This is a genomic window from Leisingera sp. ANG-M6, assembly GCF_000813905.1.
In the GTDB taxonomy this organism is placed as follows: Bacteria; Pseudomonadota; Alphaproteobacteria; order Rhodobacterales; family Rhodobacteraceae; genus Leisingera.
In genome coordinates this window covers 182095-194370 of the sequence record NZ_JWLG01000005.1, presented here as the reverse complement: position 1 = coordinate 194370, position 12276 = coordinate 182095, and the positions used below count along the sequence as shown (strand labels likewise).

11 protein-coding genes are annotated in these 12276 nt (G+C 65.1%); 1 reads left to right on the top strand and 10 read right to left on the bottom strand.

All coding sequences use genetic code 11. The annotated features are described in order from the left end of the window. Nucleotides 1–15: 15 nt before the first annotated feature. From ftsZ to ftsW, 10 genes are all read right to left on the bottom strand, one after another. Nucleotides 16–1746, bottom strand: a complete 1731-nt coding sequence (gene ftsZ / locus RA24_RS03410) for a cell division protein FtsZ (protein WP_039189865.1) — start codon at nt 1744–1746, stop codon at nt 16–18. Nucleotides 1747–2132: 386 nt separating this feature from the next. Next, nucleotides 2133–3467, bottom strand: coding sequence for a cell division protein FtsA (gene ftsA / locus RA24_RS03405; protein ID WP_039152224.1), 1335 nt, complete (start codon nt 3465–3467; stop codon nt 2133–2135). 1 nt (nt 3468) lies between these two features. Continuing rightward, entirely contained in the window at nt 3469–4365 is an 897-nt protein-coding gene (locus RA24_RS03400; protein ID WP_019298291.1) for a cell division protein FtsQ/DivIB, read from the bottom strand. Further along, on the bottom strand, nt 4353–5237 hold the full coding sequence (locus RA24_RS03395; RefSeq protein WP_241480892.1) for a D-alanine--D-alanine ligase: 885 nt from the start codon (nt 5235–5237) through the stop codon (nt 4353–4355). The genes RA24_RS03400 and RA24_RS03395 overlap by 13 nt, the downstream gene beginning before the upstream one ends. Nucleotides 5238–5565: 328 nt before the next feature. Beyond that, nucleotides 5566–6507, bottom strand: a complete 942-nt coding sequence (gene murB, locus RA24_RS03390) for a UDP-N-acetylmuramate dehydrogenase (RefSeq protein WP_039174800.1) — start codon at nt 6505–6507, stop codon at nt 5566–5568. Next, the gene (locus RA24_RS22435) at nt 6432–6764 is read right to left on the bottom strand and encodes a hypothetical protein (protein ID WP_152614071.1); all 333 of its coding nucleotides are present in this window, start codon (nt 6762–6764) and stop codon (nt 6432–6434) included. The genes murB and RA24_RS22435 overlap by 76 nt, the downstream gene beginning before the upstream one ends. A 128-nt stretch (nt 6765–6892) precedes the next feature. Next, on the bottom strand, nt 6893–7141 hold the full coding sequence (locus RA24_RS03385) for a DUF2484 family protein (RefSeq protein ID WP_019298294.1): 249 nt from the start codon (nt 7139–7141) through the stop codon (nt 6893–6895). A gap of 4 nt (nt 7142–7145) precedes the next feature. Continuing rightward, a complete protein-coding gene (gene murC, locus RA24_RS03380; protein WP_039189761.1) occupies nt 7146–8543 on the bottom strand; it encodes a UDP-N-acetylmuramate--L-alanine ligase in 1398 nt (465 codons plus the stop codon). Between the two features lie 5 nt (nt 8544–8548). Next, complete coding sequence (locus RA24_RS03375) at nt 8549–9640, bottom strand: UDP-N-acetylglucosamine--N-acetylmuramyl-(pentapeptide) pyrophosphoryl-undecaprenol N-acetylglucosamine transferase (RefSeq protein WP_019298296.1); 1092 nt, start codon at nt 9638–9640, stop codon at nt 8549–8551. A gap of 26 nt (nt 9641–9666) precedes the next feature. Continuing rightward, nucleotides 9667–10833: a putative lipid II flippase FtsW gene (gene ftsW, locus RA24_RS03370; RefSeq protein WP_029205045.1), complete on the bottom strand. Its 1167-nt coding sequence runs from the start codon at nt 10831–10833 to the stop codon at nt 9667–9669. 235 nt (nt 10834–11068) lie between these two features. Here ftsW and RA24_RS03365 point away from each other — a divergent pair, with 235 nt between their 5' ends. Then, nucleotides 11069–12250 carry an NAD(P)/FAD-dependent oxidoreductase gene (locus RA24_RS03365; protein WP_039189863.1) on the top strand — a complete coding sequence of 394 codons (1182 nt, stop codon included), beginning with the start codon at nt 11069–11071 and terminating at the stop codon, nt 12248–12250. Nucleotides 12251–12276 lie beyond the last annotated feature (26 nt).

The window sequence follows — 12276 nt, the reverse complement described above, 5'->3', positions numbered from 1 at the left end:
GCGATATGTGATGCTTCAGTTTGCCTGGCGGCGCAGGAAAGCGGGGATTTCGATGCGTTCCTGATCCGGATCCGCCTGCTGCTGCTGTGCCTGCTGCGGCTGGGCTGCCGGTGCGTGCGCGTGCATTGCGGGTTGCTGGCGGACCGCCTGCGGCTGCTGTTTCGCGGCCGGGGCGTCATTGCTGCCGGTCATCCGGTGGATCAGCGAATTCAGGCCAAAGCGGCGCTGCCCTTCCGGCTGCTGCTGCTGCGTTTGCTGCTGTTGCTGCTGTTGCTGCGGCGCCTGGGCTGCAGGGGCGGCAGGACGCACGGCCTGCGGAGCCTGTTGCTGCTGCGGCTGCTGCACCCGCTGGGCGGCGGCCTGCAGACGCTCCAGCGCTTGCGGCGACGGGGTGCCCGGCGCGGGCGCCTTGGGGGCGACAAAGGCAGCTTGCGGAGCCTCTGCAACATCTGCCTGCGGACGGAACTCCGGCACCTGCGGCTGGTAGGCGGGGGGCGGCAGGCCGTCGTCGTCCAGCTGCTCAACTTCTTCAAACACGTCTTCTGCCTGCTCCTGAGCGGCAGCCTGCTGCACGTTCAGCTCTTCGAACAGCGACGGCTCTTCCAGAGCGGCGGCGGCAGGCGCTTCCTGCACTGGTTCAGGCGCGGTCTCAGCGGCGGCGGGCTGCTGAACCGGGGTTTCCAGCTCCAGCGGCGCGGCGCGGTTTTCCTCGACGCTGACGGTCTGGCGCAGCGGCGCCGACATCGGGCGGCGCGGTACCGGCATGTCGGTGTTCACGTCGGTTGCGTCGATGCCGGTGGCAACGACGGAGACCCGCATCTTGCCTTCCATGCCGGTATCCAGGGTGGAACCGACGATGATGTTGGCATCCGGGTCCACTTCCTCGCGGATGCGGTTGGCGGCCTCGTCCAGTTCGAACAGGGTCAGGTCGTGCGAGCCGGTGATGTTGATCAGCACGCCCTTGGCGCCTTTGAGGCTGATTTCGTCCAGCAGCGGGTTGGCGATCGCCTTCTCGGCGGCCTGGACCGCGCGGTCCTCGCCCTCGCCCTCGCCGGTGCCCATCATCGCCTTGCCCATCTCGTCCATCACGGCGCGGACGTCGGCAAAGTCGAGGTTGATCAGGCCCGGGCGGACCATCAGGTCGGTCACGCCTTTGACGCCCTGGTACAGCACGTCATCGGCCATCGAGAACGCCTCGGTGAAGGTGGTCTTCTCGTTGGCAAGGCGGAACAGGTTCTGGTTCGGGATGATGATCAGCGTGTCGACCACCTTCTGCAGGCTTTCAACACCGGCCTCGGCCTGGCGCATCCGCTTGAGGCCCTCGAACTGGAACGGCTTGGTGACAACACCAACGGTCAGCACACCCAGTTCCCGCGCGGCCTGCGCGATGATCGGCGCGGCGCCGGTGCCGGTGCCACCGCCCATGCCCGCGGTGATGAAGCACATATGCGCGCCCGCCAGGTGGTCGACGATCTGTTCGATGCTTTCCTCAGCTGCGGCAGAGCCGACCTGCGGACGGGCGCCTGCGCCCAGACCTTCGGTGACTTTGATGCCCAGTTGCACGCGGCTTTTGGCAGCGCTCTGCTGCAGCGCCTGCGCATCGGTATTGGCCACGACGAATTCGACGCCATCCAATTCCTTGGCGATCATGTTGTTGACGGCATTGCCGCCAGCGCCGCCGACACCGAACACGGTGATCTTCGGCTTCAACTCTTCATTCCCGGGCATCGAAAGGTTCAACGTCATGCTCATACCGCCTGTGTTACCTGCCCTTCCCGCAAAGGGCTTATTCCTGTCCTATTCACCATAATCTACCGCGGAGAGGGTGTTTCGTCATCCTAAAAAGCACGACGAACCACAAAATAAGGCCTCATTCTAAGGCAAAAACCGCGGTATTTCGCCGTCCCTAGCAGATATTGCGGATTGAGCACAAGCCACACACAACAAAACCTCTCCAGCCGCAAAATCGCTTTGCAGAGGAGGTCGGTTCCGAAACTTGGCTGGCCACTGCCCGGCCTGCTGAATCGCCGCGTTTGCCGCGGACGTTAAGCACAACTTAACGGGTGACCGGGGCGCTGTCACGCCCTCTTTGCCCGTTCCGGCTGAATTGATTTGCGGCTTTCGTCCCGGCTTTACCAGTTGTCGCGGAACCAGCGCACGGCACGGCCCAGGGTGCCTGCCGGATGACGGCCTGCGGGCATCTCGAAATCCCACCATTCATCCTGCGGATGGGCGGCAAACAGGCACAGGCCGACGGCAGAGGCAAAGCCCGGCCCGGTTGCCGATTGCGGCAGGCCATGGACGCGCAGCGGGCGGCCCAAGCGGACCTGCTGGCCCAGGATGCGGCTTGCCAGCCCGTCCAGCCCCATGATCTGGCTGGAGCCGCCGGTCAGCACGATCTGCTGGCTCGGCAGGTATTCGAACCCGGCTGCATCCAGCCGCGCCCGCACCTCTTCCAGAATTTCCTCGACGCGGGGGCGCATGATGCCGATCAGCTCTGCCCGGCTGACGGTACGGCGGTCGTGCTCCCAGTCGCCGGTGTCGCCGCCGATGTCGATGATTTCCCGGTCGTCGGCGCCGGTGGCATGCACCCCGCCGTTGAAGGTCTTGATCCGCTCCGCATTGGCCAGCGGCACCCCCAACCCCATCGAGATGTCACTGGTGATGTGATCGCCACCCAGACGCACCGCGTCGGCATAGATCATATGCTTCTTCATGAAAATCGAGATCGAGGTGGAGCCGCCGCCCATGTCGATACAGGCCGCGCCCAGTTCCTGCTCATCCTCGACCAGCGCCGAGAAGCCGGAGGCATAAGCCGAGGAGGCGATCCCCGCCAGCTCCAGGTCGCAGCGCTGGATGCAGCGCACCAGGTTCTGCACCGCTATGGCGTCCACCGTCAGCATGTGCATGTCGACCGCCAGCGTCTGCCCCATCTGGCCGCGCGGATCGCCCAGGCCGGAGCGGTTGTCGAGCGCGAAGTTCACGGGCTGCGCATGCAGCACCTCGCGCCCCGCCCCGTATTCCGGCACCTCGCAGGAGGCCAGCACCTGCGCCACCTCATGCTCGGAGACCACCTGCCCCTCAAGATCCAGCCTGGCATCCAGCCCGTAAGAGCGCGGATTGGCGCCGGAGAAACAGGCGATCACGTGATCAACCCGCACCTCTGCCATCTTCTGCGCCGCCTGCACCGCAGTGCGGATCGCACGCTCGGTCTCCTGCATGGCGTTGATCTCGCCGAACTGCACGCCGCGCGACCGCGTTGTTGCAGCGCCGATCACCCGGAACCCCGACTGCCCGGCCAGGGCGCCGATGGAGCCGTCCTCGCTCAGCCGCCCGGTGCCGTCGAAGCGCAGCACCAGGCAGGCGATTTTGGAACTACCCACGTCCAGAATGGCCACCACTCCGCGCTGCATCGCCTGACGGCGCATCTGCCGCATCGCCCTTTGCGATTGATAAAGATCTGTCATGTTACTGCCCGCCCCCGTTCAACTGCCGGATCCGCCACCAGTTTTCCACTGAGTTTTCGGTCATCCGCACGGTGGGGCGTCCAGCCAGACGCATATCCACCGCTGCCACATCGCGTTCCAGCAAATCCTGTACTTCACTGACCGCCAGCACCCGCTCCAGCGCCCGGACCGGGTTCTGCGCGGGCAGCATGATGCGCTGCTTGCGGTCCAGCACCACGTCCCAGCGCCGTTCGCCGACACGCACCAGTCCGCGCAACCGCGGCCCCAGCGGTTTTGCCGCCGCAAACAGCCGCAGCGCCTGCGCCGCATGCTTGGCCGCCCCCTTGCCCGCGATCAGCGGCAGATCCGGGTGCAGGCTGCGGCGGCCCAGCTCGGCCACGTGAATGCCCTGCTCGTCCAGCAGCGCCAGCCCCTCGCGGCTGCGCCAGATCAGCGCCGGCTCGCGCTCCTCCACGTCAACCTGCAGGATGCCGCCGGGGCGGATCCTGACGCTGGCAGTCTTGACCGGGTCCAGCCCGGTGATCACGTCGCGGATCTGCTCCAGGTCCAGATCGAAGGAGCTGACCGGGAAGTCCAGCGGCACCACTTCGCGGATGTCGCGCGCCACACTGGCGCCGGCACCATCCACCGCCATCACTTTGACCATGAACTCCGGCCGTTCCTGGATCGCGGCACGGGCATCATTATAGAGCCCCACCAGCGTATCGCGCCGGGCCTCGTCCGCCAGATAGGCGCTGCCCGCCGCAAACACCAGGCAGAACGGCACCCCGAAACGCAGGCCAAAGCGGATGCCCGGCGTCAGCATCCAGCGCTGCAAACGGTATTTCAGCCGCGACGGCGCCGGATCGCACCGTCCCTCACCACCGCTGCGCCGGAACCGGTCCTTCAGCGGTTGCATGAGGCATCCTCCACCATCCAGGCGCAGAGCTGGCCAAAGGTCATGCCGCAGTGGGCCGCCTGTTCCGGCGCCAGCGAGGTCGGCGTCATGCCGGGCTGAGTGTTTGTTTCAAGCAGCACAAGGCCGCTGGCGCCGCGCGCCTCATCCCAGCGGAAATCGGTGCGGCTGACACCGCGGCAGCCCAGCACCTCATGCGCCTTCAGGGCGTATTCCAGGCACAGGTCGAAGATTTCCTGCGGCACATCGGCGGGCAGCACGTGGCGCGAGCCGCCGGGCTTGTACTTGGCGTCATAGTCATACCAGCCGTCGGTCAAAATATCGGTGACGGTCAGCGCCCGGTCCCCGACCACGGTGGTGGTCAGCTCGCGCCCCGGGGCATAAGTCTCAACCATCACCTCGGCGGGCATTTCCTCCGACAGCTGCGGCGGGCCGTTGGTAGCCTCATGCACGATATAAATGCCAACGCTGGAGCCCTCGTTGTTGGGCTTCACCACATAGGGCGGCGCCATCACGTGGCCTGCGCTCACGTCATCCTTGGCAAACAGGCCGCTATCGACCACCGGCAGTCCGGCGGTGCGGAAAACCTCCTTGGAGCGCTGCTTGTCCATTGCCAGCGCCGAGGCCAGCACCCCGGAATGGGTATAGGGGATCTGCAGCCATTCCAGCACGCCCTGGACGCAGCCATCCTCGCCCCAGCGCCCGTGCAGCGCGTTGAACACCACATCCGGTTTGATGTCCAACAGGCGCGCGTGCAGGTCAGCACCCGCATCCACCTCAACAACCTCGAACCCCTCACCGCGCAGCGCGGCCGCGCATTCACGGCCGCTGGATAGCGATACCTCGCGTTCGGCTGACGGTCCGCCCATCAGCATCGCGACTTTCGGGAGTGCCCTGCTCGACTTACTCACCACAAAACGCCTCAATATACGCGGGGCTTTTTGCCCCTGTTTCTTGGGACCCCTTGCAGGCCCGCCTTATCATTTTGCGCCGGGCTGATCCCGGCTGATTATTGCGGGGCTCGGCGCCCCTGAAACCGGCGGTGCTTTGCCGCCTTAGCGGCACCGTAACGCCCAAAATCTTACCGGCGTGTTAACAGTGCCTTTACCACGGTTAAGATTTCCGCTCCCCGGATCTGTGTCAGACCCTGTTCCTGCTCAAGCTGCCATTGCAGAAGCCTTTGCCGGCGCTCAAGATTTCCGGTTATTCGGGAAGCGGATCACCTATCCGCATGATTTCCCACTCTAGCGTGATGCCGGAATCTTCGTAAACCTTTTTCCGCACATCTTCGCCCAGCCCTTCCAAATCTGCGGCAGTTGCGCCACCGGTGTTGATCAGGAAGTTGGAATGCTTCTCGCTCATCTGCGCGCCGCCGCGCCGCGCGCCGCGCATGCCTGCGTTGTCGATCACTTTCCAGGCCTTGAGGTCATGCACATCATCGGCGCGGCCAGTAGAGGAGAACCCCGCCGGGTTGCGAAAGGTGGAGCCGGCCGAACGGTCCCTTGTCGGCTGGGTTTCGTCCCGCTTTTGCAATTGCGCCGCCATCCGGGCGTGCAGCTCCTCCGGGTCGCCCTTGGGGCCGCGCAGGGTAGCGGAAACCAGCACTGCCCCCTCCGGGAACGCCGTCTGGCGGTATTGGAAAGCCAGCTCTTCCGCGCTGATCTCGCGGACCTCGCCCTGGCGGGTGACGATGGTGGCCGACACAAACACATCTGCGGTGTAGCTGCCGTAGCAGCCCGCGTTCATCCGCACCGCACCGCCGATGGAACCGGGAATGGTGCGCAGGAAGGTGAGGTCGATTCCCGCATCCGCGGCTTTCTTCGCCACATGCGCGTCCAGCGCCGCAGCGCCCGCGGTCACCGTATCACCCTCAGTTTCGATGCTGTTGAAGCCGCGGCCCAGCCGGATCACCACCGCCCGCATACCACCGTCGCGCACGATCAGGTTGGAGCCGACCCCCATCGGAAACACCGGCACGCCCGGCTCCAGCTGGCGCAGGAAATCCGCCAGGTCATCAATATCCGCGGGCTGAAACAGATGCTCCGCCGGTCCGCCGACCCGCAGCCAAGTCAGCTCCGCAAGCGGTTTCTGTCCGGTAAGGCGGCCACGCACCGCCGGAAGAATGATTTCACCTTGCGCCGCCATCGCCGTTTCCGTCCCAAATTCCATCCTGCAAGCGAGCACAGTCCGTAGACCAGGTGGCCGATGAAATAAAGGGATAACACGGTTTGGCGGCCAGTCTCCGCCGCAAACAACAGCAGGCCAGCCAGCAGGACCAGCACCATAAGCCAGATTACTGAGGCAACAATGGCCGCAGCCGCCTGCCTGGCCCGGGCAAGATTATAAAACGCCGCCAGCCATACGGCACCGAACAGCAGCCAGATTACAGTAACAGCAGCCAAAAGAGGCCTCCACCGCCAGCGGAAACGCGCTGGCGTCAAACAGGGTACACTGGGTATTCCCGTCTGATTATCAGGCCATCCGGAAGAAAAGGTTAAGCTTTCCCCAACGGCGGCCTTTTTGCGGAGGTTTACATTCCCAGCGTGCGCCTGACCCAGCGCCCGAAATACAGTACCGGCCAGCGCAGCACCGACATCCCGGCCAAGAGAACAACCAGCCCCCACCAGGGACCGTTCTCATAGGTGACATAGCCCAGCAGCGGAATGCCCAGCGCAATCAGCACATAGGCGCGCCGCCAATGGTTGTCGCGGCTGGGGATCATCGCCAGCACATTGGCAGCCAGCGCCCAGACGGCGGCCAGGGTCAGCGACAGCGTCATACCCCTAGCGCCCCAGCCGTTCCGGCAGGCCATTGGCCCAGGTGCTGATGGTGCCGGCGCCGAGGCAGACAACCATGTCGCCGGGCCGCGCCTGCTCGCGCACCAGGCGCTCCAGGTCTTCCTCGTTCAGGATGGCGCGGGCGTGGCGGTGGCCGTGGCGGATCAGGCCTGCCACCAGGTCATCGCGGCTGGCGCCCTCGATCGGGCCCTCCCCGGCAGAGAACACTTCGGCAATTGCCACCACGTCAGCCTCATTGAAGCAGGCGCAGAAATCGTCGAACAGGTTGGACAGGCGCGAGTAGCGGTGCGGCTGGTGCACCGCGATCACCCGGCCCTCGCTGGCCTGGCGCGCCGCTTTCAGCACCGCGGCGATCTCCACCGGGTGGTGGCCGTAGTCGTCGATGATGGTGACGCCGTTCACTTCGCCCACCTTGGTGAAGCGGCGATTCACCCCGCCAAAGGCTGCCAGCGCCTCGCGGATTTCAACGCTGTTCATGCCCAAGTGCCGCGCCACTGCAACGGCAGACAAGGCGTTGGAGACATTGTGGTCCCCCGGCATCGGCAGTGTGCAGCCCTCGATCACCCGGTCCTCGGCCTGCAGCACCACGTCGAAATGCGCAACGCCTGCCTTGTAGGTCAGGTTCACCGCCCGCACATCAGCCTGCGCGTTGAAGCCATAGGTCACCACCCGGCGGTCAGAGATCCGGCCGACCAGCGCCTGCACTTCCGCATGGTCGGTGCAGCAGACGGCAACGCCGTAAAACGGGATGTTGGAGACAAACTCCAGGAAGCCGTCGCGAAGCCGGTCAAAGTCGCCCCAGTGCTCCATATGCTCCGGGTCGATATTGGTGACAACGGCAATGGTTGCAGGCAGCCGGTTGAAGGAGCCGTCGCTCTCATCCGCCTCGACCACCATCCATTCGCCCTGCCCCATCCGCGCATTTGAGCCATAGGCGTGAATGATGCCGCCGTTGACAATGGTCGGGTCAAAGCCGCCGGCCACCATCAGCTCTGCCATCATGGTGGTGGTGGTGGTCTTGCCATGGGTGCCAGCAATGGCGACGTTCGACTTCAGCCGCATCAGTTCCGCCAGCATGTCGGCCCGGCGCACCACCGGCAGGCCGCGCAGGCGGGCCTCGTCCAGCTCCGGGTTGCCCGGCTTGATCGCGGAGGAGATCACCACAACCGCGGCCTCTTCCAGGTTCTCTGCCTGCTGGCCCACGAAGATGCGCGCGCCCAGCTTCTCCAGCCGCTGAGTGATTTTGGAGGATTTCAGGTCCGAGCCCTGCACCATGTAGCCGAGGTTCAAGAGCACCTCGGCGATGCCCGACATGCCGATGCCTCCGATACCCACGAAATGGATCGGGCCGACATCACCAGGCAGTTTGGTTGCAGGGTTCATAACGTTTATCCTTCCTCGGCCAGTTGCTCCACCAGTGCCGCCAGACGTTCGGCGGCATCGGGAACCCCGGCGCTCAGTGCAGCGGTTGCCATCTGGGTGGCAGCCTGCGGGTTACTCAGAATCGCGCCCATATGCTCTGCCAGCACCGGGATATCAAGGGCGCTTTCGGGAATCATCACGGCAGCATTGGCATCAACCAGCCCGCGGGCGTTGGCGCTCTGATGGTCGCCTGCGGCGGCGGCAAAGGGGATCAAGATTGAGGGCCGCCCGATAATCGAGATGTCGGCGACCGAAGACGCGCCGGAGCGCGAGATCACCAGCTGCGCCTCCGACATGCGGGCGGGCACATCGGTGAAAAAGGTCTGCACATCGGCATTTATGCCGTGCTCTGCATAAAACGCATTGACCCGTTCCAGGTCCTCCTCGCGCGCCTGATGCGACACGCGCAGGTGCTGGCGGATGCCCTCCGGCAGCGCCGCGACGGCAGCAGGCACCACGTCAGAGAGGATGCGCGCGCCCTGACTGCCGCCCATCACCAAAAGCGACATCGGGTAATCGCCCGGCGGAATATAGCCGGCCCCTGCCCGCTCCTTCACCGCGCTGCGCACCGGGTTGCCCACATGCTCATGCGCGACACCTTCAGGCAGCGTGGTCGGCCAGGTGCCGCAGGCGACGCCCGCGACGCGGGTGGCAAAGATCTGGTTGACGCGGCCCAGCACGCCGTTCTGCTCATGGATCATCCGCGGCAGCTTCAGCAGCGTTGCCGCGCCCAGCGCCGGGATTGACGGGTAGCCGCCAAAGCCGATCACCGCATCGGGGCGGTCACTGCGCATCTGCATCGCCATCGACAGCACGCCGCCGGCAATCTTCGGCGCCACCAGCGCCTTGGCCAGCAGCCCGCCGCGGGCAAAGGTGGCAGAGGACACCTGGGAGATTTCAACCGCGCTGGGGAAGGACGCGGTGTAGCGCGCGCCGCGCGCATCGGTCGACAGCTTCACCCGCCAGCCGCGCGCCAGCATCATCTCGGCCAGCGCCTGTGCAGGAAACATATGGCCGCCGGTTCCCCCGGCAGCCATCAAGAGCATTTTCTGTGCCATCGCAGCTGGTCTCTTTTCTTATCTCGTCAGCGGCCGCGGCCGTTCAGGTAGTCGGCAATCCCGCCCTGCGGGCGTGTCCGGGTAAAGGCCAGGAGCATACCCACCGCGATCCCGGTGGCAATCAGCGAAGATCCGCCATAGCTGACAAACGGCAAAGTCATGCCTTTGGCGGGCAAGAGCCGCACTGCAACCCCCATGTTGATCATCGCCTGCACGCCGAACATGCACACCAGGCCGGTGCCCGCGAGGCGGATGAAAGTATCGCGCTCGCGCATCAGCCGGAACAGCGACCGCACCACGATGGAGGCGTAAAGCGCGATCAGCACCGCCACCAGCACCAGCCCGTATTCCTCTGCCGCGACGGCAACGATGAAGTCGGTATGGGCATCAGGCAGCGACCATTTCACCTGCCCCTCGCCGACGCCGACCCCGAACAGCCCGCCCTCGCGGATAGCGTTGGTGGCATAGCCCAGCTGGGTGGTGGGATCGACATCCGGGTTCAGGAAGCCGTCGATGCGGCGGGCAAAATGCTCAGAGCTGTTGTAGGCAAAAACACCGCCCATCACGACCACGGCGGCCATGCACACAAGCAGCAGCATCGGCGCGCCCGCCACGAAATACATCACGCCCCAGCCGAACAGGATCAGGCTCGCCTGGCCGAAATCCGGCTGCAAAACCAGCATCATCACAACCATCATGCACAGCGCGAAGGACATCAGCGTGCCCGGCGGGCCGTTGATCTGCTGGCTGGCGGCGATCATCCAGGCGGCGACCACGATGAAACCGGGCTTCAGGAACTCCGACGGCTGCAGCGAGGCAAAGCCAAGCGAGTACCAGCGCACCGCGCCCTTGCCGAAATCGGTGCCGAAAATCGGCAGGAAGGCCAGCGCCACAAAGGCCACGGCAAAGCCGACCACCGCCAGCCGCCGCACCAGCACCGGCGACATCACTGAGGTCATCAGCATCGCCATCAGCGCCGTCAGGCCGAAAACCGCCTGCCGCTGCACATAGTGGAAATTGCTGAACCCGTTCCTTTCTGCCAGCGGCACTGAGGCGGCAAGCCCCAGCAGCAGTCCGATCACGAACAGCATCAGGATGCAGGACATCGTCCATTTATCCAGCGTCCGCCACCACTTGGGAAGAATCGGCTCACCAGCCTGCACGGGAACCGCGCCATAGACCATCTCAGTCATGGGAATACCGCCACTATATGCCTCGTTCCGCCCCATTTTTCGGGGTCTCACAGAAACTGTAACGAAACGTGAGCCGCGGCGCCAGAAAAAGAACACAGTTCGGCAAGAATCCACCGCCCGCACGGCGGGCCATCTTGACAGGCAGGAAGCTGCCCGCGCGCCAGCGCCAATCCGCCGGACCGCGCCCGCCGGCCTGCCTCTTGCGCCGCTGCCGGTTCCGTGGTGGATGCGCGCCATGCGGATAAACACCCTGATTCTCGGCGCCGGCGCGGCTGGCATGATGTGCGCGGCCCACGCCGGCGGCAGCACTTTGGTGATCGACCACGCCAAAGCGCCGGGCGAGAAGATCCGCATTTCCGGCGGCGGCCGCTGCAACTTCACCAACATGTATGCGGAGGCCAAGAACTACCTCTCCGCCAACCCGCATTTCTGCAAGTCGGCGCTGGCGCGCTATACCCAGTGGGATTTCATTGAACTGGTGGACCGCCACCGCATCGCCTGGCACGAGAAGACCCTGGGCCAGCTGTTCTGCGACGGCTCCTCCAAACAGATCATCGCCATGCTAACGCAGGAGATGGCGCAGGCTGGCGCGGACCTGTGGCTTCACACTTCCGTCGAGACGGTGGAGCAGACCGCGGACGGCTACCGTGTCCAGCTCCTGCGCGAGGGCAAACCCCATACCGTCATCTGCCGCAACCTGGTGCTGGCCACTGGCGGCAAGTCGATCCCCAAGATGGGCGCCACCGGCCTTGCCTATGACCTCGCCCGCCAGTTCGGGCTCGAGGTCACCGAGACCCGCGCCGGCCTGGTGCCCTTCACCTTCCCCGACGGCCGTTTCCAGCCGCTGGCCGGCATCTCCCTGCCCGCGCGCCTCAGCAATGCGCGCACCAGCTTTGACGAGGCCCTGCTGTTCACCCACCGCGGCCTCTCCGGCCCTTCCGTCCTGCAGCTCTCCTCCTACTGGCGCGAGGGCGAGGAGATCACCGTGAACCTGATCCCGGAAACTCCGCTCTATGACCTGTTGCGCGAACAGCGCCAGGCCGAGGGCCGCCGCGACCTGACCACCGAGCTGTCCCGCCACCTGCCGGGCAAACTGGTGGAGTTCCTAAAACCGCAACTGGACCTCAAGGGCCGCCTCGCCGACCAATCCGACGCCGCGCTATCCGCCCTTTGCGAGGCGCTGCAAAGCTGGCGCCTGCTGCCCGCGGGCACCGAGGGCTACCGCACCGCCGAAGTCACCTTGGGCGGCATCTGCACCGATGGCCTGTCCTCCAAGACCATGGAAGCCAAAGCCGTCCCCGGCCTTTATGCGATCGGCGAAGCAGTGGATGTGACCGGCTGGCTCGGCGGCTACAACTTCCAATGGGCCTGGGCGTCGGGCCATGCCGCGGGCACTGCCATCGCCGCCGGCAGATGAAGCCGGCTTGACTTTGGGCGCGGGAC